A 23,881-nucleotide genomic window follows, 5' to 3' on the forward strand; every position below is an offset into this window, starting at 1 on the left:
ACAGGGAGCCGGGGCGGCCTAGACCGGGTCCGCGGCCGGTTCGTCCGGCACGGGTTGCGCCGCCGCCGGGGTGCGCCGCGCGGTGTCGTCGGGTTCGGGCCTCGGCTGGTGGTCGGGGCGCGCCGGGCGCTCGGGGCGCCGCCACGGCAGCTCGGGGAACGAGGCCAGCTCGACGTGGCTGGCGCAGCCCGCCAGCTCGGCGTAGTCGCCGGCGATGACCGCGGCCCGGACGCGCCGCAGCTGCCCGACCGTGGGCAGGTCCCCGGCCAGCAGGAACGGCAGGAGCAGCCGCCAGGCGCGGACGACCGCGGCCCGGCGCCGGTGCGGTGCGCGCAGGGCGGCCCTGGCCACGCGCAGCAGGTGCTCGCCGGCGGTCATGGCGCCGGGGTGGCCGGTGTGGTCCCAGGACCAGCGCAGGCCGTCGGCCACGGCGCAGCGCCAGCAGTCGACCGGGCCGGCGCCGAGCTCCTCGCCGCACTGGGAGCAGGCGACCAGGGTCATCGCCCAGTCGGTGCAGGTCCACGGGTGCCGCCCGACCTCGTCGGCGAGGACGAGCTCGGCCAGTTCCCGCTCGCCCGCGCCGCCCTCGGTGAGCTGTTCGGCGGCCAGCAGCTCCTGCCAGTCGAGCAGCCAGTACTGGTCCACCAGCTCCGCGCAGAACCGGCACCCGGGGTAGCCGCGACCCGCCAGGTCGCCGCACGACGGGCACGGCGAGACGGCGGCGGGGCGCGCCACGCGCCGCGCACCGGGCGGGAACGGCTGGTGATCAGCCACGCGGAGAAAGGTACGCGCAAACGGTGGTCGTTGGCATCCGCACCTTGGCACCGGCACGGGGCCGTGGCTATGGTCGGTCGGACAACTCAACACGCGGGAGCTCGCGCCACAGCGGGCTGAGAGGGCGGCCGAACACCTGGCGCCGCCGACCGCCGGAACCTGACCGGGTAATGCCGGCGTAGGGAGGAAATGCCGTGACGGCACTCGACGACCGTTCGGTCGAACCCAGCGTCACCACCGGACCCGTCTCCGGGTCGGGCAAGGCGCACCGGGACGCGGGTGAGGGCATCAGGGTCCCCTTCCGCAGGGTGGGGCTGACCAACGGTGAGCACGTGGACCTCTACGACACCTCCGGGCCTTACACCGACGAGTCCGTGCGCATCGACGTCCACAGTGGACTGCCGAGGCTGCGCGCGGGGTGGGTGGCGGGCCGGGAGCCGGTGAACGGGGCGGTGACCCAGCTGGCGTACGCGAAGGCGGGGGTCGTCACGCCGGAGATGCGGTTCGTGGCGACGCGCGAGAGCATGAGCCCCGAGTTCGTCCGGGACGAGGTGGCGAGCGGGCGGGCGGTCATCCCGGCCAACCGCAACCACCCCGAGTCCGAGCCGATGATCATCGGCAAGAAGTTCCTGGTCAAGATCAACGCCAACATCGGCAACTCCGCGGTGACCTCCTCGATCGAGGAGGAGGTGGAGAAGATGGTGTGGGCGACGCGCTGGGGCGCGGACACGATCATGGACCTGTCCACCGGCAGGCGGATCCACGAGACGCGCGAGTGGATCCTGCGCAACTCGCCGGTGCCGGTCGGCACCGTGCCGATCTACCAGGCGTTGGAGAAGGTCGACGGCGACCCGGCGAAGCTGTCGTGGGAGGTCTACCGGGACACCGTCGTCGAGCAGGCCGAGCAGGGCGTGGACTACATGACCGTGCACGCGGGCGTGCTGCTGCGGTACGTGCCGCTGACCGCGAGGCGGGTGACCGGCATCGTCTCGCGCGGCGGGTCGATCATGGCCGCGTGGTGCCTGGCGCACCACCGGGAGAGCTTCCTCTACACGCACTTCGAGGAGCTGTGCGACATCCTGCGCGCCTACGACGTGACGTTCTCGCTGGGTGACGGCCTGCGGCCGGGGTCGATCGCGGACGCCAACGACGAGGCCCAGTTCGCCGAGCTGCGCACGCTGGGCGAGCTGACGCACGTGGCGCGGGCCCGCGACGTGCAGGTGATGATCGAGGGCCCCGGCCACGTGCCGATGCACAAGATCGCGGAGAACGTGCGGCTGGAGGAGGAGTGGTGCGGCGAGGCGCCGTTCTACACCCTCGGGCCGCTGGCCACCGACATCGCGCCCGCCTACGACCACATCACCTCGGCGATCGGGGCGGCGCAGATCGGCTGGCTGGGCACGGCCATGCTGTGCTACGTGACCCCGAAGGAGCACCTGGGCCTGCCGAACCGGGACGACGTGAAGACCGGCGTGATCACCTACAAGATCGCCGCCCACAGCGCCGACCTGGCCAAGGGCCACCCGGGCGCGCAGGACTGGGACGACGCGCTGTCGAAGGCCCGGTTCGAGTTCCGGTGGGAGGACCAGTTCAACCTGTCGCTGGACCCGGACACGGCGCGCTCGTTCCACGACGAGACGCTGCCCGCCGCGCCCGCGAAGACGGCGCACTTCTGCTCGATGTGCGGGCCGAAGTTCTGCTCCATGAAGATCACCCAGGACGTCCGCCGGTACGCCGAGGAGCGCGGTCTGTCCACTGTGGAGGCGATCGAGGCGGGCCTGGACGAGAAGTCGCACGAGTTCGCCGACCAGGGCGGCAAGGTGTACCTGCCGGTGGTCGACTGATGGGGGCGCGCTGATGGCGGACACGCCGATGGCGGGCACGCCGCCGAGGGTCCTGACCATCGCCGGGTCCGACTCCGGCGGTGGCGCGGGCCTCCAGGCCGACCTGCGGGCGCTGTTCGCGTGCGGCGTGCACGGCCTGACCGCGGTCACCGCGGTGACCGTGCAGAACTCGCTGGGCGTCACCGGGTACGTGGAGATCCCGGCGGACGTGGTGGCCGCGCAGGTCGAGGCCGTCGCCACCGACATCGGGGTGAACGCGGCCAAGACCGGCATGCTGGCGTCGGCGGCGATCATCGAGGCCGTGGCGGGGGTGCTGGACCGGGTCGACGTGGGCCCGTTCGTGGTGGACCCGGTGGCGGCGTCGATGCACGGCCACCAGCTGCTCGCCGACGACGCGCTCGACGCGCTGCGGACCCTGCTGTTCCCGCGGGCCACGCTGGTCACGCCGAACCTCGACGAGGTGCGGCTGATCACCGGCCTGGAGGTGCGCAGCCGCGCCGACCAGCGCAAGGCCGCCGAGGCGCTGCACGCCCTGGGCCCGCGGTGGGTGCTGGTCAAGGGCGGTCACCTGTGGGACGACCCGGAGTGCCTGGACGTGCTCTACGACGGCGAGGAGTTCACCGAGTTCCTCGGTCCCCGCTACGACGTGGCGCACACCCACGGCAGCGGTGACACGCTGGCGTCGGCGATCTGCTCCCGGCTGGCGCGCGGCGAGTCCGTGCCCGAGGCGGTGCGGTTCGGCAAGGACTTCATCGTGCGGTCGGTGGCCGCCGCCTACCCGCTGGGCGGCGGGGTCGGGCCGGTGTCGCCGCTGTGGCGGCTGGAGGGCCGGGGCGAGGGGACCTGACCGGTGTCCCCGCGGGGGTGCCGGTGGCGCTGTCCGCGCGGGCGCTCGACGCCCGCGCGGCACGTCGCCGCTCCCGGACACCCGACGCGGTTCAGCCCGCCTCGCCGACCAGTTCCTCCAGCGCGGGCAGGGCCGCCACCAGCGCGGCCCGGTGCTCCGGCGGCAGCTCCTCGATGCGGCGCTGCAACTCCCGCACCCGCGCCGACCGCACCCCCGACACCATGGTCTCGCCCTCGGGCGTCGGGGTCGCCAGCCACGCGCGCCCGTCCTGCGGGTCCGGCTCGCGCCGCACGTACCCCGCCTCCACCAGCGACGCCACGATGCGCGACAGCGTGGGCGGCGCGACGCCCTCCTTCGCGGCGAGGTCACCCAGCCGCATGGGTCCGCAGCGCGCCAGCGTCGCCAACGCGGACACCGCGCCGGGCCCCAGACCGGGGGAACCGGTGCGGCGCAGCAGCCTGGAGAGCCTGCCGATCGCGAGGTACAGCCGGGCGGTGGCGTCCTCGACCTGGTCGGCGGTCACGGGACAGTCCTCCTCGGGCAGGCGGCGATGGAAGCACCCATCATGCCGTGCCGGGCAATCACCCCTGTGCAGCACTCTCCGGGGCGACGGGCCCCGTGGCGACGCCCTCCGGGGCGGCACTCTCCGGGGCGGCACTCTCCGGGGCGGCACCCTCCGGGGCGGCACCCTCCGGGGCGGGGCTCGACGCATGGGCCCAGAAGCGCTTGGGGATGCGCCCCGCCAACCGCGCCAGCCGGCCCGCCTCCACGCCCGCCCGCATCGCCGCCGCCATCCGCTCCGGGTCCCGCGCCCTGGTCACCGCGGTCGCCAGCAGCACCGCCGCGCAGCCCAGCTCCATGGCCAGCGCCGCGTCCGACGCCGTGCCCACGCCCGCGTCCAGGATCACCGGCACCGACGCGCGGGCCACGATCAGCTCGACGTTGTGCGGGTTGCGGATGCCCAGGCCCGTGCCGATCGGCGAGCCCAGCGGCATCACCGCGGCGCAGCCCACCTGCTCCAGCCGCCGCGCCAGCACCGGGTCGTCGTTGGTGTAGGGCAGCACCGTGAAACCGTCGTCCACCAGCCGCTCGGCCGCGTCCAGCAGCTCCACCGGGTCGGGCAGCAGCGTCTGGTCGTCCGCGACGACCTCCAGCTTCACCCAGTCGGTGCCCAGCGCCTCCCGCGCCAGCCGCGCGGTCAGCACCGCCTCGGCCGCGGTGCGGCAGCCCGCGGTGTTGGGCAGCGCCTCGACGCCCAGCCGCGACAGCAGCTCCAGCACCCCGCCGCCGCCGGAGGGGTCCAGGCGCCGCATGGCCACCGTGGTCAGCTCCGTGCCGGAGGCCACCAGGGCGCGTTCCAGCACCGCCAGGTTCGCCGCGCCGCCGGTGCCCATCACCAGGCGCGAGCCGAACTCCCGTCCCGAGATCACCAAGGGGTCGTCCACGTTCAGCCTCCCTGCACCGCGGTCAGCACCTCCACCACGGCGCCCTCGGGCACCGCGGTCGTCCCCCACGCCGCGCGCGGCACGACCTCGCCGTCCACCGCGACCGCCACCCCGCTCGCCGGGGCGTCGAGCAGGGCGGGCACGGCGTCGACGGTCGCCCCGTCGGGCAGCTCGCGCTCCACCCCGTTGACCTTCGCCTTCACGATCCGGTTCCTCCCTCGCGGAGCAGGGCGACCACGCGCCGCGCCGTCACCGGCGCGAGCAGCAGGCCGTTGCGGTGGTGCCCGGTGGCGGCCAGCACACCGGGTTCCAGCCAGCGGATCACGGGCGCGTTGTCGGGGCTGCCCGCGCGGAACCCGGCGGCCACCTCGACCAGCGCGTACTCGGCGATGCCCGGCCACACCACCTCGGCGTCGCGCAGCAGGTCGCGCACCCCGCCGACGGTCACGTCCCCGTCGAAGCCCGCCTCGTACTGGGTGGCGCCGAGCACGAACCCGTCGGGGCGCGGCACCAGGTAGACGGGGCGGCCGGAGACCTGCGCGCGGACGGTGTGCCGGGGCGGCGGCAGCGCGCCCGGCCGGGCCGCCAGCCGCAGGATCTCCCCCTTGACCGGGCGGATCACCGCGCGCAACGCCGGGTGCAGGTCGCGGCTCCAGGCGCCGGCCGCGATGACCGTCACGTCCGCCTCGCCCGGTGTCGGGGGGAAGACCACGCCTTCGCGCTCGCACGCCCCGCGCAGCGCGCGCAGCAGGGCCCGGTTGTCCACGGCCACGTCCCCCGGCACGGACAGTCCACTCCGGACCGGGCCCAGCCCCGGCTCCAGCGCCCGCAGCTCGCGGCCGGTCAGCCGCAGCACCGATCGGCCCCTCGTCGCCAGGTGGTCGCGCAACCGGTCCAGCACCTCGGCGTCCGCCCGGTCGACCGCCACCGCCAGCGTGCCCAGCGGCGTCAGCTCCACGCCCAGGTCGCGGGCGAAGGCCGGCCACAGCCCCAGCGACTCCACGCCGAGGTCCAGCACCTCCTCGTCGCCCGGCCACGCCTCGGTGACCGGCGCGAGCATCCCGCCCGCCACCCGCGAACCACCGTGCGGCGACCCGTGGTCGACGACCTCGACCCGGAACCCGTCACGCGCCGCGCACCACGCGGCGGACAGCCCGATCACCCCGCCACCCAGGACGGTCACCCGCGTTGTCAAAGGCACTTCGCGCTCCCTGCGCCGGCATGACCCGGATCAGGTTCGACGGTCGGAGCGCGCCACGCTCCCTCTCAGCCCGGTGTACCCCGGGCTCCCGTGCGGACCACCTCCACCGTAGCGCACCGGGCGCCGCGGCCGTTACGGTGCGGCCGTGCCAGGACTCGACGCGACGCGGATCAGGCGGCGGCTCGCCGACGCGCGGCTCTACCTCTGCACGCCGGACCGCCCCGACCTCGCGGACTTCGCCGACGCCGCGCTCGCGGGCGGGGTCGACGTCGTCCAACTGCGCGACAAGGGCCTGGAGGCGCGGCGGGAGATCGCGGCGCTGGAGGTGCTGGCCGAGGCGTGCGCGCGGCACGGCGCGCTGCTGGCGGTCAACGACCGGGCCGACGTGGCGCTGGCCGTGGACGCCGACGTGCTGCACCTGGGCCAGGACGACCTGCCGGTGCCCCTGGCCCGCCGGGTCGTCGGCGAGGACGTGGTGATCGGCCGGTCGACGCACGACGTGGCGCAGGCGCGGGCGGCGGCGGTCGAGCCGGGCGTGGACTACTTCTGCACCGGGCCGTGCTGGCCGACGCCGACCAAACCGGGACGGCCCGCGCCGGGCCTGGACCTGGTGCGCGCGACCGCGGGCGCCGGTGACCGGCCGTGGTTCGCCATCGGCGGGATCGACCGGGAGCGGCTGCCCGCGGTGCTGGCCGCGGGCGCGACGCGGGTGGTGGTCGTGCGGGCGATCACCGAGGCCGAGGACCCCCGGACCGCCGCCTCTTGGTTGAAATTTCAACTAGAAGGCGTACAGTCGTCCCCGTGATGCCCGTGCTGTACCTGGGCCACGGGGCTCCCCCGCTGGCCGACGACGAACGGTGGACCGGCGAACTCGCCTCGTGGTCCGCGGCGCTGCCGCGCCCGACGTCCGTGCTCGTGGTCTCCGCGCACTGGGAGAACGACCCGCTCACCCTGGGCGCGACCACCACCGTGCCGCTGACCTACGACTTCCGGGGCTTCCCCCGGCGGTACTACGAGGTGACCTACCCCGCGCCCGGCGCGCCGGAGCTGGCGCGGGCGGTGACCGGGCTGCTCGACCGGCCCGTCGCGCACGACGGGGCGCGGGGCCTGGACCACGGCGCGTACGTGCCGCTGAGGGAGATGTTCCCGGAGGCGGACGTGCCGGTGCTCCAGGTGTCCCTGCCGAGCCTGGACCCCCGCGAGCTGTTCGAGGTGGGCGGGCGGCTGGCGCCGCTGCGCGAGCAGGGCGTGCTGATCGTCGGCAGCGGGTTCCTGACGCACAACCTGAGCTGCGTGGACATGTCCGTCGGGCCGGACTACCGGCCGCCGTCGTGGTCGGCCGAGTTCGACGACTGGGCCGGGCGGGCGCTGGCGGCCGGCGACGTGGACGCGCTGCTGGACTTCCGGCACAAGGCGCCCGCCGCCCTCCTCGCGCACCCGCGCACCGAGCACCTCGCGCCGCTGTTCGTGTCGCTGGGCGCGAGCGGCGCGTCGGAGGCCACCACGGCGGTCGAGGGCTTCTGGTACGGGCTGTCCAAGCGGTCGGTGCAGTTCTCCTGACCCCGGCCTCGGCCTCGGGAACGCCGACCTCCCGGTACCGCCCCGTCACGCCGAACACCCCCGGCCGCGGGAGAGCGGCGACCGGGGGTGTTCGTCCGAGCGGTGCCCGGCGGTCCGTGGAGCTCCGCCGGGGGTGGCCGTCAGCCTCGGGTGAGGCTCAGGCCGTAGGCGCTGAGGATCTCGGCGACCGGCTGGAAGTAGGTCGTGCCACCGGAGGAGCAGTTGCCCGAACCACCGGAGGTCACGCCCTGGGCCTGGCTGTAGCCGGAGCCCGCCACCCACGAGCCGCCCGAGTCACCGGGCTCCGCGCAGGCGTTGGTGCGGGTCAGGCCGGACACCGTGCCCTGCGGGTAGTTCACCGTCGAGTTGCGGGCCTGGACGGTGCCGCAGCGCCAGCCGGTGGTCGAGCCGGAGCGGCAGATCGCCGCGCCGACCGCGGCCACGGTCGAGCCGGTGACGGTGACGTTGGAGCCGTTGTAGCGGTTCACCCACGGACGCGAGGTCCAGTTGGAGTTCGTGCGCACCCAGGCGTAGTCGTTGCCCGGGAACGACGAACCCGCGAACGTGCCCTGCGCGACGCGGTTGAAGCCGGTCGTCGCGCTGCCCGACCGGCCGCAGTGGCCCGCCGTCACGAACCCGCCGGTGACCGCGAAGCCCACCGAGCACCGGCCGCTGCCGATGTAGTAGGCGTCGCCGCCGCGGGTGTCGTACAGGGTCGTCGGGGACTCGGAGACCTCGACCACCCGCACCGACGGGCTGACGGACTTGGCGGTGGCCAGGAACGCCTCGGCCGCCGCGTCGCGCTGGGTGCGGTTGATCTCGACGACGACCGAGTTGGTCTGCTCGTCGACCCGCCAGCCGGTGATGGACTTCGGCGCGGAGGCCAGGCCGTCGAGCGACGCCTTGGCGCCGGTCAACTGCTGGTGCGAGAAGGCCACGCGCTTGACGTCGGCGCCCGCGGCGCGGGCCGCGTCCACCTTGGCCGCGTCGGTCACCGCGACGACCAGCCTGCCCGCCGGGTTGATCCACGAGCCCGCGTAGGCGCTGCCCGCCGCGGACTTCGCGGCCGACTCCACCTCACTCGCACGGGTGTCACTCGCCAAACGGGCGGTCACCTGCTCGGCCGACAGGCCGAGATCACGCTGCGCTGCCTGGAGCAACTCGGCGGGGTAGCTCTCCGTATCGGAAGGGCTTTCCGCATAGGGCACAACCGGCGCCGCGATGGCCGGTAGGCTTAGGGCCGTAGCCGAGCCGACGGCAAGCAGGGTGGCCGTGGCAAGGCGGACCGCACTCGTGCGGTTCATTAGGCGTCTCCCTCATCTTCGGGTGCAGGGAACCCGAGAGCCTGGTTGCAGGGACCGCTCTCGGGGGCTCTAGGGGGACGGGTGGTGGGGCGGCGGCAGGGGTCGCCCCACCCCTCCACTTCTCTTCCCGGTCACTTCGCCCGTTCCGCTCGTCCTCCCGGCCGTGTCGCCGGGGTCCGGAACCAGGCCCTCGAACGTGACGCGCGGGGTCCAGCTGTGCCGCACGACCCCTCCTTCCCGGTCGCTACCGACCAGTACTCGCCCGTTCGAGCGACGTTATGACCCTGTTACCTATTACGGTTCAGGCCATCCGAGGGGGAAGTGTGTCACAGACCACGCCAATGCAACTGCGCTGTGTAGCGTTTGACAGTTAACTCTCACTCAAGGTAGTTATTCGATCACCGATTCGGGCGGATTTGCCAGAAGTAAAGGATTCGGTGATTGCATGCCCGTACGCGTGAAAGCTATTGCTCCAAGCGGGTGAGGCCGGAGGAGTTCCCGTAACGCCCGGCTGAGGCCCGGACCGGCGTCGGGGTGAGGATCGTGGCATGGAACTCGTGACGCTCGCCGACATCCGCGCCGCGGCCGCCCTCATCGCCCCCGCCGTGGTCCGCACCCCGCTGCTGCGGTTCGACGACGGGCTGTGGCTCAAACCGGAGAGCCTCCAGCCCGTGGGCGCGTTCAAGCTCCGCGGCGCCTACCACGCGCTGGCGCGGCTGCCGGAGGACGTGCGGGCGCGCGGGGTCGTGGCCTACTCCAGCGGCAACCACGCGCAGGCCGTGGCGTACGCGGCGAAGCTGTTCGGGGTGCCCGCGACGATCGTGGTGCCCGACACCGCGCCGCGGGTCAAGGTGGAGGCGACCCGGTCGCACGGCGCCCGCGTGGTGGAGGTGCCGGTGGTCGAGCGCGAGACCCGGGCGCACGAGCTGGCGGCCTCGCTGGGCGCGACCCTCGTGCCGCCGTTCGACCACCCCGACGTGATCGCCGGGCAGGGCACCATCGGCCTGGAGCTGGTCGCCGACCTGCCGGAGGTGGCCACCGTCCTGGTCCCGGTCAGCGGCGGCGGCCTGATCTCGGGCGTCGCCGCGGCCGTGAAGGCCCTCAGCCCGGCCACCCGCGTGGTCGGCGTGGAACCCGAGCTCGCCGGCGACACCGCGGCGTCGTTCCGCGCCGGGGAGCTGGTCCGCTGGCCGGCCGCCGACCGGGTCCGCACCGCCGCCGACGGCCTGCGGGCCGAGCCCTCGCCGCTGACCTTCGCCCACGTCCTGGCCCACGTGGACGACGTGGTCACCGTCCCCGAGGACGCCATCGCCGCCGCGGTCCGCCTGCTGGCCTTCCGCTCCCGCCTCGTCGTCGAGCCCAGCGGCGCGGTGACCCTCGCGGCCTACCTGGCCTCCCCCACGCCGCGCACCGCCGCCGTCGTCTCCGGCGGCAACGTCGACCCCACCACCCTCCTCCCCCTCCTCACCTGACCCCCGCGCGAGTCGAACGCCCGCGTCGACCGTGTCGAACACCCGCGACCCCCGAGTTCCACACTCGGGACCCCCGCGCGGCGCGCGAACGTGGAACTCGGGGGTCCTGAACGTTCGACACGATGGGCGTGAGCGTTCGACTCGCGGCGGTCATCGGAGGGGTGTGGATGGATAAGGGGGAAATTGGGGTGGGTGGGGGATGGAGGTGGGGACAGGTCGGAGGGGTGGTCAGCCGGCGGGGCGGTTCAGGGTGGCGACGAACTTGTAGCGGTCGCCCCGGTAGACCGAGCGGACCCACTCGACGGGGTTGCCCTCGGTGTCGAACGAGTGCCGGGAGAGCAGCAGCATGGGCAGGCCGATGTCGGCGCCCAGCAGCTCGGCCTCCTCCGGCGAGGCGAGCGCCGTCTCGATGGTCTCCTCCGCGTGCCCCATCTCGACGCCGAAGCGCTCGCGCAGCACCTGGTAGAGGGAGGCGCCCGGGGCCAGGTAGCGGCGCAGGCCGCGGAAGCGGCCCAGGGCCAGGTGGGTGGTCTCGATCGCCATCGGCTCGCCGTCGGCCAGGCGGAGCCGGTGCAGGCGGAGCACCTTCGCGCCCGCCCGCACGCCCAGCAGCCGGGCCAGCTCGGCCTCGGCGGGCATCTCGGACGCCTCGATCAGCTTCGACGACGGCTGCCGCCCCTGGGCCTTCATGTCCTCTGTGTACGAGGACAGCTGGAGCCGCTGCGCCACCTTGGGCTCGGCGGCGAAGGTGCCCTTGCCCTGCACGCGCAGCAACCGACCCTCGACGGTCAGTTCGGCAAGCGCTTGCCGGACCGTCGTGCGCGACACGTCGAACTCCGCGGCCAGGGACCGCTCGGTCGGGATCGGCGAGCCCGGCGGCAGCGCGCGCAGCAGGTCGAGCAGGTGCCGCTTGAGTCCCCAGTACTTCGGCTCGCGCTGCGCGCGGGACCTGGCGTCCACGCCGGTCGCCGGGCTCGTTTCGAGCATGCTCTCCTCCTCGACCTTGCCAGTGCTCCAAGACGCACAGCTCTCGTGCACAGCGCTCCCAAGGACAGGATGCCCTGTCCACGTCGGATCGTGGAGCCGAACCCCCCGACATGCCCCGGGAAATTGACCCGATGACTTTGCAACGGTCCAGCAACGTCCTTGACATGCCCTGTGGTGAGGCACACTCTAGGCCGCATTGGTCTACACCACTTTGGGCGTTCCGGTCACAGGGACCGGGCATTGGGAAAGGGCGCACACGTGAAGGGCTGGAGAGGACTGGCCGTAGGGGCCGCCGCACTGTCGGTGGCCGTGGCCGGGTGTGGCACGAGCTCCGACAACGCAGGCGGCGACTCCGGCGAACCCAAGACGCTGACGGTCTGGTTGATGGACGGCTCCGCGCCGACCACCCTGACCGACGCGCTGAACAAGGAGTTCCAGGACTCGAACGCGGGCGTCACCGTCAAGTACGAGGTCCAGAAGTGGAACGGCATCCAGGAGAAGCTGACCACCGCTCTGACCAGCAACAACCCGCCGGACGTGATCGAGCTGGGCAACACCCAGACGGCGAAGTTCGCGGCTGAGGAAACCCTGTACGACCTGTCCGGCGACGCCTCCGACCTCAACGGCGACCAGTGGCTGGGCGGTCTCAAGGACTCGCTGACCTGGGACGGCAAGCAGTACGGCATGCCGTTCTACGCCGCCAACCGCACGGTCATCTACCGGACCGACCTGTTCGAGGCCGCCGGCATCGCGGCCGCGCCGACCTCCCGTGACGAGTGGGTCGCCGCGATCGAGAAGCTGAAGGCCGCGAACGCCGCCGACCCGGACTTCCAGGCGCTGTACCTGCCGGGCCAGTCCTGGTACACGCTGCTGTCGTTCATCTGGGACGAGGGCGGCGACGTGGCGCAGCCGCAGGGCTCGGCGTGGGCCGGCGCCCTCGACACCCCGCAGGCCAAGGCAGGCGTCGACTTCTACAAGAAGCTGGTGGACGTCTCCGGCACGAAGGCCCCGAAGGACGCCGACGAGGCCACGCCGCAGCAGATGGAGGTGTTCGGCACCGGCAAGGTCGGCATGATGATCGGCCTGCCGTGGGAGCTCGCGGGCGCCGTGAAGGCCAACCCGGACCTGGAGAGCAAGACCGCCGCGTTCCCGATCCCGTCGAAGACCGCGGGCAAGGCGGCCCCGGTGTTCCTGGGCGGCTCGAACCTGGCCATCCCGGCCGGTTCGCAGAACTCCGACCTGGCCAAGGCGTACCTGAAGCTGCTGAGCAGCAAGAAGTACCAGGACATGCTGGCCGAGGGCGGCTCGGTGCCCGGCACCTCGACCGACACGCAGAAGCTGGCGACCAACCCGCTGGGCAAGGCGCTGGCCGAGTCCGCCCCGAACGGCAAGGTCACCCCGACCACGCCGGCGTGGGCCGCGGTCGAGGCGGGCCAGAACCCGCTCAAGGACATGCTGACCGCGTACCTGACGGGGGCGAAGTCGCTGGACGACGCCACCTCGGGGGCCAACGCCTCGCTGTCGAAGACGCTGGCCGGCTGACGAGCGCATGACGGCCGTTGACACGACCGACGCCGCGGTGCCGACGAACCCCTCGTCGGCACCGCGGCGTGCCGCGCGTCCGGACGGCGCCCCGCGCCGTCGGGCCGGCGCCTTCGACCGGGCGCTGCCCTACCTGCTGCTGGCCCCCGCGCTGGTCGCCATCCTGTGGCTGATCGGCTGGCCGGTCCTGTCCGTGCTGGTCACCAGCTTCCGCAGGCTCAACCTGCGCGAGCTGACCCGCGGGGAGGTCGTGTGGACCGGCTTCGACAACTACGCCGAGATCCTGGGCGAACCCGACTTCTGGCTGATCGCGCTGCGCACGGTGGTGTTCACCGCCGCGGTGGTGGCCGCCTCGGTGCTCGCGGGCCTGCTGATCGCGCTGCTGATGCGGCAGATCAGCCCGGTGGTCCGGATCGTGCTCCAGGTCGCCATGCTGCTGGCGTGGGCGATGCCGCTGCTCGCGGCCACCACCGTCTACCAGTGGATCTTCGACCAGCAGTACGGCATCCTCAACAAGACCTTCGTCAAGCTCGGGTTCGACGGCTTCGCCGGGTTCTCGTGGTTCTCCACGGGCACCTCGACGCTGGCCGTGATCGGGCTGCTGATCGTGTGGCAGGCGATCCCGTTCCTGGCGTTCTCCCTGTACGCGGGCGCGATCGGCATCCCCAAGGACCAGTACGAGGCCGCGGGCATCGACGGCGCGTCCTCGTGGCAGACGTTCCGGGCGGTGACGTGGCCGGAGCTGCGGCCGCTGCTGCTGATGGTGACGTTCCTGTCCCTGCTGTGGGACTTCAAGGTGTTCACGCAGATCTGGGCGATGCGCAAGGGCGGCCCGGACGGCGGCAGCACCACGCTGGCCGTGTACCAGTACCTGGAGGGCATCTCGCAGAGCCACTTCGGCGTGGCGGCGGCGGTGTCGGTGGTCATGGTCGTGCTGCTGGCCCTGCTGACCTTCCAGTACCTGCGCCGGCTGGTCCGTTCCCAGGAGGGGTCGCTGTGATCGCCAAGAAGGTGACCGCGAACGCGGTCGCGCTGGTGGTGGCGCTGTTCTTCGCGTTCCCGACGTACTGGATGGTCGCCACCGCGCTCAAGCCGCGCAGCGAGTTGCTGACCAGCGGTTACGACCTGATCCCGTTCTCGGTGACGAACGCGAACTTCACCACCGCGTGGACGAAGCCGGGCTTCCTGGGCGCGCTGGGCAACAGCCTGCTGGTGTCGCTGACGGCGGTGCTGGCGGCGCTGGTGGTGGGCCTGCTGGCGGCGGTCGCGCTGTCCCGGATGCGGTTCCGGGGGCGCAAGGGCTTCGTGATGGTGATGCTGGTGGCCCAGATGGCGCCGTTCGAGGCGCTGCTGATCCCGATGTTCCTGATGATGCGGGACCTGGACCTGCTCAACCGGCTGCCGTCGCTGACGCTGATCTACTTCGCGGTGACGCTGCCGTTCTGCGCCTGGACGCTGCGCGGGTTCGTCAACGGCATCCCGCTGGAGCTGGAGGAGGCGGCGATGGTGGACGGCTGCGGCCGGTGGGGCGCGTTCCGCCGGGTCACGCTGCCGCTGCTGGGGCCGGGTCTGGTGGCCACCTCGGTGTTCGCCTTCGTGACCGCGTGGAACGAGTTCCTGTTCGCGCTGTCGCTGATCCGGGACCAGGACAAGCAGACCCTCCCGGTGTGGCTGTCCGGGTTCCAGAGCCAGTTCGGCACCGACTGGGGCGGCGCGATGGCGGCCTCCGCCCTGTTCACGCTCCCGGTGCTGGTGTTCTTCCTGATCGTGCAGCGCAAGATGGTCACCGGTGTCACGGCCGGTGCGGTGAAGGGGTAGACCGGATGTCGTTGCACCGGCTCGCGCAGGGCGTGCTGCTGCCGGGGTTCCACGGGACCTCGGCGCCGGACTGGCTGGTCAAGCGGGTGGCGGACGGGCTCGGCGGGGTGGTGCTGTTCGGCCGCAACGTCGTGGACGACGCGCAGGTGACCGCGCTGGACGCGCGGCTGCGGTCGGCCCGCGCCGACGTGGTCATCGGGATCGACGAGGAGGGCGGCGACGTCACCCGGCTCGACGCCGGGCACGGGTCGGAGGTGCCGGGCAACCACGCGCTGGGCGCGGCGGGCGACCCGGCGCTGACCCGGGCGGTGGCGGCGTCGATGGGGTCGCGGCTGGCGGCGTGCGGGGTGAGCCTGAACCTGGCGCCGTCGGCGGACCTGGTGCTGACGCTGGACGACCCGGTGATCGGGGTGCGCTCGTTCGGCTCGGACCCGGTGGCGGCGGGCGCGCACGTGGCGGCGTTCGTCGAGGGGATGCAGGCGGTGGGCGTGGCGGCCTGCGCCAAGCACTTCCCCGGCCACGGCGCGTCCACCGTGGACTCGCACGCGGCGCTGCCGGTGCTGCCGCGGACGGCGGCGGAGCTGGCGGCGGTGGAGTTCGCGCCGTTCCGGGCGGCCGTGGGTGCGGGGGTGCGGTCGATCATGACCGGGCACCTCGTGGTGCCCGAGTGGGGCCCGGAGCCGGCCACGCTGAACCCGGCGGCGGTGCGCGTGCTGCGGGAGGACCTGGGGTTCACCGGCGCGGTGATCACCGACGGGCTGGACATGAAGGCCGTGGGCGGCGACCTGGCCCAGGGGTCGGTGCGGGCGCTGGTCGCCGGCGTGGACGCGCTGTGCCTGGGCGGGGAGCCGCTGGACGACGACGGGCTGCGTCGGCTGGTGGACGCCGTCGTCGCGGCGGTGGAGTCCGGCGAGCTGCCGTTGGCGCGGCTGGAGGAGGCGGCGCGGCGGACGGCCGCCCTGGGCACGCCGCCGTCGTCCGTGGACGGGCACGACCCGGCGCTGGGGCTCAGGGCGGCGCGGGCGGCGCTGGAGGTGCGCGGGTCGTTGCGGCTGACCGGGCCGCCGGTGGTGGTGGACCTGGCGGTGGAGCCGTCGATCGCGGTCGGCGACGTGCCGTGGGGTCTCGGGCCGTACCTGGAGGAGCTGGTGCCGGGCACCTCGGTGGTGTCGTCGGCGTCGGCGGCGGAGATCGCCGCGGCCGCCGGGGATCGCCCGGTCGTGGTGGTGACACGTGAGGCACACCGCTTCCCCTGGGCTCGCGAGGTGGTGTCCTCCCTGGTTAAGATTGGTCTAGACCTTGTGCACGTCGAGACCGGCGTGCCGGGTCCGGACCTGGGCGCCACCGCCCGCGTCGACACCCACGGCGGTTCCCGGGTGTGCCTGCGCGCCGCGGCGGAGCGCATCGCCGCCGCCACCTCGTCCCGGTAAGGGGAGTTCCCGATGAGCGAGCACCAGCCCGGCGCCCACATGGCGGCCGAGATCGCCGAGCAGCCGCGCGTCTTCGCCGACCTCGTCGCCCGGCGGCACGAGATCGCGTCGGTCGCCGAGGTGATCTCGGCGCGCCGGCCGCGGTTCGTGCTGCTGGCGGCGCGCGGGTCCAGCGACCACGCGGCGCTGTACGCGAAGTACCTGACCGAGGTGCTGCTGCAACTGCCGGCGGGGCTGGTGTCGCCGTCGACGGCCACGCTCTACGGGGCGCAGCCGGACCTGCGGGACGTGCTGGTGGTGTCGGTGTCGCAGTCCGGCGGGTCGCCCGACCTGCTGGAGGTCACCGAGTCGGCGCGGGCGCGCGGGGCGCTGACCGTGGCGGTGACGAACACGGCCTCGTCGCCGCTGAACGGGGCGGCGGAGCTGTCCGTGGACGTCGGCGCGGGCGTGGAGCGGGCCGTCGCGGCGACCAAGACGTACTCGGCGACGCTGCTGGCGCTGTACCTGCTGGTGGACGCCATCCGCGGCGGGAACGGGGCGGCGGCGGGGGCGCTCGGCGACCAGGCCGCGGCGACGCTGGAGCAGTCGTCGGACGCGGTGGCCGAGGCGGTGCGGCGGTACCGCTTCGTGGACCGGGTGCTGACCACCGGGCGCGGGTACTCGCTGCCGACCGCGCTGGAGTCGGCGCTGAAGCTGGCCGAGACGTCGTACCTGGCCGCGCGGGCGTACAGCGGGGCGGACCTGCTGCACGGCCCGGTGGCGGCGGTCGACGCCGAGACGGCCGTGCTGGCGGTGACGAGCACCGGGCGCGGTGGTGACGCGATGCACGACGTGCTGGACGCGGTGCACGGGCGCGGGGCGGACGTGGTGGCCGTGGGGTCGGGCGCGGACAAGGTGTCGGCGGCGCTGCGGATCCCGGTGGCCGAGACGGCCGAGGAGGTCGCGCCGATCCTGGAGGTGCTGCCGGTGCAGCGGGTGGCCCACGGGCTGTCGCTGGCGCGGGGCGGGGACCCGGACAGCCCGCGCGGGTTGAACAAGGTGACCCGGACGCGGTGACCCGGACAAGGTGACGCGGGGCCGGCTGCCTCCGGTTTTCCGGTTGTCCACAGGCCCGGCGGTTGTCCACAGACCCGAGCGCGGCCCACCGATCCCGTCGGTGGGCCGCGCTTGGATTGATTCGGGGGCTGCTCAGTTCGCCCGAGTGTGGAACTCACCCGTCCTGAGCGTTCGACACGGTGGTCCTGGGTGTTCGACTCGCGCGGCCTGAACGTGTAGTTCGGGGGGTCTGGGCGTACGACACGCGAGGTCTGGGCGTACGACTCGCGGAGGAGGCACCGGCCCGGGGTGGCCGGGCCGGTGGGTGGGAGGTGGGTGGGGAGGTGGGGTTATTGGCCGGCGGCCAGGCTCACGGTGGCGGTGTTCAGGGGGGTCGGGGGGGTCGCGGGCAAGGGGGGCAGGGCGGTGTCCAGGGGGCGGGTGCTGTCGTAGGCGACCCGGCCGTCGATCCAGACCTTGCGGGGGCGCAGGTCCTCGTCCCACCAGACGAGATCGGCCACCGCGCCCGGCTCCAGGCGGCCCAGGGTGGGTTCGCCGATGGCGTCGGCCGGGATGACGGTGGCCGCCGCGAGGGCGGCCGCGACGTCGACGCCCACCGAGACGATGTTGCGCACGGCCCGGTCCAGGGTCAGGGCGCTGCCGGCGATGGTGCCCTCCGGGGAGCGCGGCACGCCGTCCTCGGTGAGCAGGACGTCCGCGCCGCCCAGCTGGTAGCGGCCCGGCGGCATGCCGGCGGCGGCCACCGCGTCGGTGACCAGGGCGACCCGGTTGCCGGCCGCGTTGAACACCAGGCGGCAGACGTCCGGGCCGACGTGCGCCAGGTCGGCGATCAGGCCCAGGGTGAACCGGTCGTCGACCAGGGCGACGCCGGGCACGCCCGGTTCGCGGTGGCCCAGCGGGCGCTGGGCGTTGAACAGGTGCGTCACCATGCGGGCGCCCGCCTCGGCGGCGGCCCTGGTCTGCTCGCCCGTGGCGTCGCTGTGGCCGACCGCGACCAGCACGCCGGCGGCGGCCAGGCGGCGCACCGCCTCCATGCCCCCGGGGCGCTCGGGCGCCAGGGTCACCATGCGCAGGGCGCGGCGCAGCACCTCGTCGCACAGGAGCAGGTCGAGTTCGGCCGGTCCGGGCGCCACCATGAGCGCCGGGTCGTGCACGCCCGCCCGGTGCGGCGACAGGAACGGCCCCTCCAGGTGCACGCCGAGCGGCTTGGCGCCCGCGTGCTCGGGCAGCGCGGCCGCCGCCGCCAGCACGGCGTGCGCCTGGCGGACGGCCACCGGCACCGGCGCGGTGATCAGCGTCGGCAGGAAGCGCGTCACGCCGGTGGGTGGGAGCGCTCTCGCCACCGCGGCCATGCCCTCGGGGTCGACCTCGGCGAAGTCCACCCCGACCGCCCCGTTGACCTGCACGTCCACCAGGCCCGGGGTGAGCAGGCCGTCGGTCAGCACCTCGGCGTTCCCGGGCGGTGCGCCCTGGATCACCTCGACGATCCGGCCCGCGCTGATCCGCACGCAGGCGGGACCGGTGATCGTGCGACCGAGCAGTGCTCGCGGAGCTGCGACAACCGTGTCCAAGGTCCCTCCTCAATGGTCCAGACCATTATGTCCGGAACCGGCGGACGCGTCACGTGTGGTTATAAGATAACGGAATAAAGTAGTAACCGGTTAATGAGCGTCGTCGGCGGGGGTGCCCGGACGCCGGCACCGCGTGGCCCATACTTGGCGCCAGACATCCGAGGTCTAGTGACGAAGTCGAGGACGCCGTGGCGGTAACCGACGACGCGATCCTGCGCGTCAAGGAGATGATCGTCTCCGGGGAGCTGAAACCCGGCGACCGGCTGCCGCGCGAAGCCGACCTGGCCGAGCGGCTGGGGCTGTCGCGGAACTCCCTGCGCGAGGCCGTCAAGGCCCTGTCGCTGGTCAGGGTGCTGGACGTGCGCCAGGGCGACGGCACGTACGTGTCCAGCCTGCGGGCCGACGACCTGCTGGGCGCGCTGTCGTTCGTGCTCGACCTGCACCGCGGCGAGGACTCGGTGCTGGAGGTCCTCCAGGTCCGGCGCATCCTCGAACCCGCGGCGGTGGCGCTGGCCGCCCAGCGCGTCGGGCCGGAGGAGATCGCCGAGCTGCGGGCGCTGTGCGACACCGCCGAGTCCGCCCGGACGGTGGAGGAACTGGTCGAGCACGACCTGGAGTTCCACCAGGCCATCGCGCGGTGCTCGGGCAACACCTACCTCGCCCGGCTGCTGGACACGCTGGCCGGGCCGACCGTGCGGGTCCGCGTGTGGCGCGGCATCACGCAGGGGGGCGCGGTCGCGCGGACCGTCGCCGAGCACCGCTCGATCGTCGACGCGCTCGCCGCCCGCCAGCCCGAGCTGGCCCGGTCCTGGGCCACGGTGCACGTCGCGGGCGTCGAGCAGTGGCTGTCCGACCTCGGGTGAGAAGCCGAGAAGTCCTGAGGGAGAAGTTCCGAGGGAGAAGTTCCGAGGGCCGGCGCTGGGGCTGCGCGGGGGTCAGGCCGGGGCCGGGTGAGGGCTGAGCGGGGCCGGGTAAAGGCTGAGGCCGGGCCAGCGAGGGTTGAGGCCGGGCCGGGCCGGGATTGGGGATCGCTCGGGCCTCAGGCCGGGCGTGGGGCGGTTTCGCCCAGGAGCCGCACCGCCGCCAGCCACGCCGCGCCCGCCGCGCCCTCGGTCGCGGTCCGCACCGGGGCGCCGGTGCGGGCGGCCAGCTGCCGCTTCAGGCGTGAACCCAGCGCGGGGGCGTGGACCAGGCTGCCCATCACCACCACCGGGGTGGTGTCGGCGCGGTCGCGGGTGGACCCGGCCAGGTCGACCAGCAGCCGGACGGCCTCGTCGATGACGCGGTCCGCCGACGGCACGTGGGCGTGCGCCGTGACCAGCGGGGCGTAGCCGGCCAGGTCGATCGGCGGACCGGCGTTCGCCGCGGTGATCAGCCTGCGCCAGCGCTCGCGGGGCGGGCCGTCGGGGACCTCCGCGCGGCGCAGCACCGCGGCGGCCAGGTCGTCCACCTCGTCCCGCTCCAGGGCCAGCAGGGTGGCGCGCACGGCCTCGCGGCCGAGCCAGAACGCCGAGCCCTCGTCGCCCAGCAGCCAGCCGTGGCCGCCGGAGGTCGACACCAGCGCGTGGTCCTCGATCCTGGCCGCGATCGAGCCCGTGCCCGCGACCAGGACCGTCCCGTCGGGAGTGTCCGAACCCGACGCGAACGCGGCCTCGCAGTCGGTCACCACGCGCAGCGGGCAGCGCAGGCCGGCTCCGCTCCAGGCCGCCTCGAACAGCTCGCCCACCGCCGGGTCGGACAGCACCTTGCTCGACCCCGCCATGCCCAGCACCCCGGCCTCGACCCTGGCCGGGTTCAGGCCGTCGAGGGCGGCGGTCAGGGCCTGGCGGACGTGCGTGGCGGCCACGGCGGGCGGCAGCGAGTTGGGGTTCGCGCCGCCCGCGACGCCCGCGCCCAGGCGGGTGCCGTCCAGGTCCAGCACCAGGGCCCTGGTGCTCGTGCCACCCGCGTCCAGACCGACCACGAAGCTCATTCGCCCGAGTATGCCGATCACCGGCCGGGAACCCGCACGACCAACCGGGTGCGCCGGACCTGACTCTCCGTGCCCGGCGCGCCGGAGCCGGTCAGCCCACCGCCCTGAGCACCTGCGCGCGGTCCCCGGAGGCGTTGTGGTGGTGCAGCAGCAGGAGGCTGTCCGCCCGGTCCGCCCCCAGCGCCGCCGCGTCGCCCACCACCTCCAGCACGGTCCCGGCGGCGGCCGCGAACGACCAGCCGCCGCGCAGGGCCAGGCCCGGCCGCAGCGGGTCGAACGTCATCGGCTCCGCGATCCGGTCCACCAGCCCCGCCTCGTTGCCCGGCGCGGGGTACTGGCCGGACACGCCCGCCGTGTACCCGATGCGCGCGGACCCCGACGCCGGGTCGATGCCGAGGGCGGTCAGCGCGACCGGCAGCACCACGACGTCGCTGTCCGGCAGGTTGGTGTCCACGTCGCCGTGCGCGCCGTTGAGCGGCTGCTCGTCCACCACCGCGCCGTCGGCGACCCGGGTGGTGCGCGCCAGCCACACGTCCGCCGTGACCGTGCCGAGCGCGTCGGTCGGCTTGGCCGCCTCGACCACGTAGTCGGGCGCGCCGTCGCCGTTGGTGTCCACCCGGATCCACGGGGAGTTCACCGCTCCGAGGGTCACCCAGTCACGCCAGGTCGCGAGGCCGAACGCCAGCAGCTCGCCGTCCGAGGCCGCGCCGACGTACCGGAGGTCGCCGCCCCGGGCCGAGGCGTTGAGCGCGCAGTCCACCTGCACCTCACCGGCGCAGTCCGGCAGCTCCGGGCTGGTGCCCTGGAGCTCGAACGCGGTCAGCAGCGACCGGTACGCCTGGTCGCCCTCGCCCTGGTCGAGGGCCCGGCCGGTCAGGCGCACCGCGCCGTCGGCGTAGGCCGCCTCGACGTCCCCGACCGGCTTGGGCGCCGCGTACACGGGCACGCGCAGCTCCCGCCCGCCCGCGCGCACCAGCACCCGGCCGGACGCCTCGGCCAGGAACTGCCTGGCCAGGCCCGCCTGGAGCTTCTCCAGCGTCGGGTCGGCGGTCTTGCGCAGCAGGTCGGGCTCGACGGCCAGCCGCACCTCCGCGGTCCGCGTCTCGCCCGGCGGCACCACCAGCACCGGCGGCCACACCCGGAACGCCGCGCCGGGCACGGTGGTCGCCGCCTCGTAGGAGAGCCGGGCCGTGCGCCAGTCGGCCGACTTGTTGACCACCTCCAGCGCCCTGGTCAGCTCCAGCGGCCGCGCCGCCTCGACCGGGCCGAACGTCACGCCGACCGCGCCCGCGTCGCCCTCGGCCATGGCCAGCACGTCCACCGCCACCGCCCGCGCCGCGTCCACCCGGCCCGCGCCGACCCGCATCGGGGCCTCGGGCGTGCCGGTGGTGCGGTCGTCGCCGTCGGTGACGTCGCCGCCCGCGGTGTTCACCACGGCGGCCTTGACCTCCTCGACCGTCCAGTCCGGGTGGACCTCGCGGACCAGCGCGGCGATGCCCGCCACGTGCGGGGCGGCCATCGAGGTGCCGCCCAGGCTCACCGCGCCGGCGCCCGTGCCGACGGCGGCGGACAGGATGGTGTCGCCGGGGGCGGCCACGTCGGGCTTGGCCGCGACCGGGCCGCGCGCGCCGCGCGACGAGGACGGGGTCATGGTGTCCGCGAGGTTCGGCGTGGTGGTGGGCGCGGCGTTGCGCAGCGCGCCGGCCAGGCGCACGCGGAGCGTCCCGGCGTCGAGGGACGGGCGGACGGCGCGCGTCGCGGCGGCGGTGAACTGGAAGACGGGGGTGCCCGCGTTGCCGCCGATGGCCGCCTTGAACACGTCGCCGGTGGCCGGCAGCAGCACGCCCTCCGCGCCGGCGGCCTCGGCGTGGTCGGTGCGGGGGCCGGAGCCGCACTCGCGGGTCGCGTCGTCCTCGTCCCACTCCAGCCAGACGAACCGCCCGGTCAGGTCCTGGTCGATCGGCGCGCACCCGTCGGCGTTGCCCCCGTCCGCCACCGGCACGACCGGCAGCGTGCGGTCCAGGCCGGGGTAGCCGGTGTAGTTGACGCTGTACTGGCCGGACTGCCGGGCGCCGTCCGCCTCCGCGCCGTCGAGGAGGGTGAACGCGTCGCGCGTGTTGGCCACGGCCAGGGCCTCGGGGGTGTTCGCGGGCGAGCCGCCGACGTCGTAGAAGTCGCCGCCGTTGCCCGCCGACGCCACGACCACCACGCCGTGGCGGACGGCCTCGCGGACGAACAGGTTGTCCGGGTCGTCCTGGGCGCCGAAGTCGCTGCCCAGGGACAGGTTGACCACGTCGAGGTGGTCGGCGAAGTCGCCGTCGCCGTTGGGGTCCAGGGACCAGTCGAGGGCCTGCCCGACCAGGGCGGTGGCGCCGGAGCAGCCGAACACCTTGAGCGCGTAGAGCAGGGCCCCGGGCGCGGTGCCGGGGCCGATGGCCATGCCGTCGAGCGCCTCCGGGGTGAGGGAGGCGTGGTCGCCGGTGAACGGGGAGCCGTCGGCGGCCACGCCGAGGCCGGCGGCCGTGCCCGCGACGTGGGTGCCGTGGCCCTGGCAGTCCATCGGGTTGGGGTCGGGCGCGGGCGTGGCGCGGGCCGGGTCGTTGGAGTCGTAGTCGTCGCCGGCGAAGTCGTGGCCGCCGACGACCTTCGCGGTCGGGGTCCACGGCCCGGTGCGGTCGACGGCGTCGTACGCCTCGGGGGTGCCGGGGCCGCCGAAGTCGGCGTGCGTGTAGTCGATGCCGGTGTCGACGACGCCGATGCGCACGCCCTCGCCGCGGCGGCCGGCGTCGCGCCAGACCCGGTCGACGTGGGTGAGCCGGGCGGCGGAGGCGTTGTGCAGGACCTTGGGGACGGTGGGCCGCACGGCGCGCACGTCGGGGCGGGCGGCCAGCGCGCGCAGCTCCGCGGCGTCGGCGGTGACGATCACGCCGGGCACGGCGTTGCGGGTGGTGGCGACCGCGCGGGTGGTGCCGTCGGCGCGGCGGAGGGCGTCCAGCACGCGGCCGGCGATGTCGTCGGTGAGGCGGCGGGCCGCGCGGGCGGCGGCGGCCGGGTGGCC

At 74.3% G+C, this 23,881-nt stretch carries 21 protein-coding genes and 1 riboswitch; of the genes, 11 read left to right on the plus strand and 10 right to left on the minus strand.

Annotated features, from left to right (window positions below):
- Positions 1-18: 18 nt before the first annotated feature.
- On the minus strand, positions 19-774 hold the full coding sequence (locus ACFP3R_RS21705) for a hypothetical protein (RefSeq protein ID WP_380638190.1): 756 nt from the start codon (positions 772-774) through the stop codon (positions 19-21).
- Positions 775-968: 194 nt separating this feature from the next.
- On the opposite strand from ACFP3R_RS21705, the gene thiC reads away from it, so the two are divergent.
- Positions 969-2,618 (plus strand): phosphomethylpyrimidine synthase ThiC, encoded by a 1,650-nt coding sequence (gene thiC / locus ACFP3R_RS21710; protein ID WP_380638191.1) that lies wholly within the window; start codon positions 969-971, stop codon positions 2,616-2,618.
- 28 nt (positions 2,619-2,646) lie between these two features.
- Entirely contained in the window at positions 2,647-3,465 is an 819-nt protein-coding gene (thiD, locus tag ACFP3R_RS21715; RefSeq protein ID WP_380638213.1) for a bifunctional hydroxymethylpyrimidine kinase/phosphomethylpyrimidine kinase, read from the plus strand.
- A gap of 91 nt (positions 3,466-3,556) precedes the next feature.
- On the opposite strand, the gene ACFP3R_RS21720 is transcribed toward thiD, so the two are convergent.
- The 4 genes from ACFP3R_RS21720 to thiO form a co-directional block, all read right to left on the minus strand.
- Positions 3,557-3,988 (minus strand): MarR family winged helix-turn-helix transcriptional regulator, encoded by a 432-nt coding sequence (locus ACFP3R_RS21720; RefSeq protein WP_380638192.1) that lies wholly within the window; start codon positions 3,986-3,988, stop codon positions 3,557-3,559.
- Between the two features lie 58 nt (positions 3,989-4,046).
- Positions 4,047-4,910: a thiazole synthase gene (thiG, locus tag ACFP3R_RS21725; protein WP_380638193.1), complete on the minus strand. Its 864-nt coding sequence runs from the start codon at positions 4,908-4,910 to the stop codon at positions 4,047-4,049.
- Positions 4,911-4,912: 2 nt separating this feature from the next.
- The gene (gene thiS / locus ACFP3R_RS21730) at positions 4,913-5,113 is read right to left on the minus strand and encodes a sulfur carrier protein ThiS (protein ID WP_380638194.1); all 201 of its coding nucleotides are present in this window, start codon (positions 5,111-5,113) and stop codon (positions 4,913-4,915) included.
- A complete protein-coding gene (gene thiO / locus ACFP3R_RS21735) occupies positions 5,110-6,111 on the minus strand; it encodes a glycine oxidase ThiO (RefSeq protein ID WP_380638195.1) in 1,002 nt (333 codons plus the stop codon). The genes thiS and thiO overlap by 4 nt, the downstream gene beginning before the upstream one ends.
- Positions 6,102-6,213: riboswitch (TPP riboswitch) on the minus strand. It overlaps the preceding gene by 10 nt.
- 43 nt (positions 6,214-6,256) lie before the next feature.
- Between thiO and thiE the strand changes: the two genes are divergently transcribed.
- Both thiE and ACFP3R_RS21745 read left to right on the plus strand, forming a co-directional pair.
- On the plus strand, positions 6,257-6,916 hold the full coding sequence (gene thiE, locus ACFP3R_RS21740) for a thiamine phosphate synthase (RefSeq protein ID WP_380638196.1): 660 nt from the start codon (positions 6,257-6,259) through the stop codon (positions 6,914-6,916).
- Positions 6,916-7,671 carry a dioxygenase family protein gene (locus ACFP3R_RS21745; RefSeq protein WP_380638214.1) on the plus strand — a complete coding sequence of 252 codons (756 nt, stop codon included), beginning with the start codon at positions 6,916-6,918 and terminating at the stop codon, positions 7,669-7,671. Before thiE ends, ACFP3R_RS21745 begins: the two co-directional genes overlap by 1 nt.
- Before the next feature lie 140 nt (positions 7,672-7,811).
- Here the strand turns inward: ACFP3R_RS21745 and ACFP3R_RS21750 are convergent, their stop codons facing one another.
- Positions 7,812-8,831 carry a S1 family peptidase gene (locus ACFP3R_RS21750; RefSeq protein WP_380638197.1) on the minus strand — a complete coding sequence of 340 codons (1,020 nt, stop codon included), beginning with the start codon at positions 8,829-8,831 and terminating at the stop codon, positions 7,812-7,814.
- Positions 8,832-9,523: 692 nt separating this feature from the next.
- On the opposite strand from ACFP3R_RS21750, the gene ACFP3R_RS21755 reads away from it, so the two are divergent.
- Positions 9,524-10,447: a threonine ammonia-lyase gene (locus ACFP3R_RS21755; protein WP_380638198.1), complete on the plus strand. Its 924-nt coding sequence runs from the start codon at positions 9,524-9,526 to the stop codon at positions 10,445-10,447.
- A 228-nt stretch (positions 10,448-10,675) separates the two neighbouring features.
- Here the strand turns inward: ACFP3R_RS21755 and ACFP3R_RS21760 are convergent, their stop codons facing one another.
- Complete coding sequence (locus ACFP3R_RS21760) at positions 10,676-11,434, minus strand: GntR family transcriptional regulator (RefSeq protein WP_344034012.1); 759 nt, start codon at positions 11,432-11,434, stop codon at positions 10,676-10,678.
- 258 nt (positions 11,435-11,692) lie between these two features.
- Here ACFP3R_RS21760 and ACFP3R_RS21765 point away from each other — a divergent pair, with 258 nt between their 5' ends.
- From ACFP3R_RS21765 to ACFP3R_RS21785, 5 genes are read left to right on the plus strand one after another with little or no spacing between them, the layout of a single operon-like run.
- Complete coding sequence (locus ACFP3R_RS21765) at positions 11,693-12,976, plus strand: sugar ABC transporter substrate-binding protein (protein ID WP_380638199.1); 1,284 nt, start codon at positions 11,693-11,695, stop codon at positions 12,974-12,976.
- Between the two features lie 7 nt (positions 12,977-12,983).
- Positions 12,984-13,976 carry a carbohydrate ABC transporter permease gene (locus tag ACFP3R_RS21770; RefSeq protein WP_380638200.1) on the plus strand — a complete coding sequence of 331 codons (993 nt, stop codon included), beginning with the start codon at positions 12,984-12,986 and terminating at the stop codon, positions 13,974-13,976.
- Positions 13,973-14,794, plus strand: a complete 822-nt coding sequence (locus ACFP3R_RS21775) for a carbohydrate ABC transporter permease (RefSeq protein WP_380638201.1) — start codon at positions 13,973-13,975, stop codon at positions 14,792-14,794. Before ACFP3R_RS21770 ends, ACFP3R_RS21775 begins: the two co-directional genes overlap by 4 nt.
- Before the next feature lie 5 nt (positions 14,795-14,799).
- Positions 14,800-16,224, plus strand: coding sequence for a glycoside hydrolase family 3 protein (locus ACFP3R_RS21780; protein WP_380638202.1), 1,425 nt, complete (start codon positions 14,800-14,802; stop codon positions 16,222-16,224).
- A 12-nt stretch (positions 16,225-16,236) separates the two neighbouring features.
- Positions 16,237-17,280 (plus strand): SIS domain-containing protein, encoded by a 1,044-nt coding sequence (locus ACFP3R_RS21785; protein WP_380638203.1) that lies wholly within the window; start codon positions 16,237-16,239, stop codon positions 17,278-17,280.
- Between the two features lie 329 nt (positions 17,281-17,609).
- Here the strand turns inward: ACFP3R_RS21785 and nagA are convergent, their stop codons facing one another.
- Entirely contained in the window at positions 17,610-18,851 is a 1,242-nt protein-coding gene (nagA, locus tag ACFP3R_RS21790) for an N-acetylglucosamine-6-phosphate deacetylase (protein ID WP_380638204.1), read from the minus strand.
- 188 nt (positions 18,852-19,039) lie between these two features.
- Between nagA and ACFP3R_RS21795 the strand changes: the two genes are divergently transcribed.
- Complete coding sequence (locus ACFP3R_RS21795; RefSeq protein ID WP_380638205.1) at positions 19,040-19,714, plus strand: FadR/GntR family transcriptional regulator; 675 nt, start codon at positions 19,040-19,042, stop codon at positions 19,712-19,714.
- 176 nt (positions 19,715-19,890) lie between these two features.
- On the opposite strand, the gene ACFP3R_RS21800 is transcribed toward ACFP3R_RS21795, so the two are convergent.
- On the minus strand, positions 19,891-20,823 hold the full coding sequence (locus ACFP3R_RS21800) for an N-acetylglucosamine kinase (RefSeq protein WP_380638206.1): 933 nt from the start codon (positions 20,821-20,823) through the stop codon (positions 19,891-19,893).
- Positions 20,824-20,914: 91 nt separating this feature from the next.
- Positions 20,915-23,881: S8 family peptidase (locus ACFP3R_RS21805; protein WP_380638207.1), on the minus strand; the 2,967-nt coding region annotated here is incomplete at its 5' end.

This window comes from Saccharothrix lopnurensis, from assembly GCF_042658445.1.
Taxonomy (GTDB): domain Bacteria; phylum Actinomycetota; class Actinomycetes; order Mycobacteriales; family Pseudonocardiaceae; genus Actinosynnema; species Actinosynnema lopnurensis.

What these genes read in the sequence shown, in the direction of transcription:
- thiD (WP_380638213.1), top strand. Translation starts at nt 2,647, where the DNA reads ATGGCGGGCACGCCGCCGAGGGTCCTGACCATCGCCGGGTCCGACTCC.
- ACFP3R_RS21745 (WP_380638214.1), top strand. Translation starts at nt 6,916, where the DNA reads ATGCCCGTGCTGTACCTGGGCCACGGGGCTCCCCCGCTGGCCGACGAC.
- ACFP3R_RS21780 (WP_380638202.1), top strand. Translation starts at nt 14,800, where the DNA reads ATGTCGTTGCACCGGCTCGCGCAGGGCGTGCTGCTGCCGGGGTTCCAC.
- ACFP3R_RS21770 (WP_380638200.1), top strand. Translation starts at nt 12,984, where the DNA reads ATGACGGCCGTTGACACGACCGACGCCGCGGTGCCGACGAACCCCTCG.
- ACFP3R_RS21755 (WP_380638198.1), top strand. Translation starts at nt 9,524, where the DNA reads ATGGAACTCGTGACGCTCGCCGACATCCGCGCCGCGGCCGCCCTCATC.
- ACFP3R_RS21785 (WP_380638203.1), top strand. Translation starts at nt 16,237, where the DNA reads ATGAGCGAGCACCAGCCCGGCGCCCACATGGCGGCCGAGATCGCCGAG.
- ACFP3R_RS21800 (WP_380638206.1), bottom strand. Translation starts at nt 20,823, where the DNA reads ATGAGCTTCGTGGTCGGTCTGGACGCGGGTGGCACGAGCACCAGGGCC.
- ACFP3R_RS21760 (WP_344034012.1), bottom strand. Translation starts at nt 11,434, where the DNA reads ATGCTCGAAACGAGCCCGGCGACCGGCGTGGACGCCAGGTCCCGCGCG.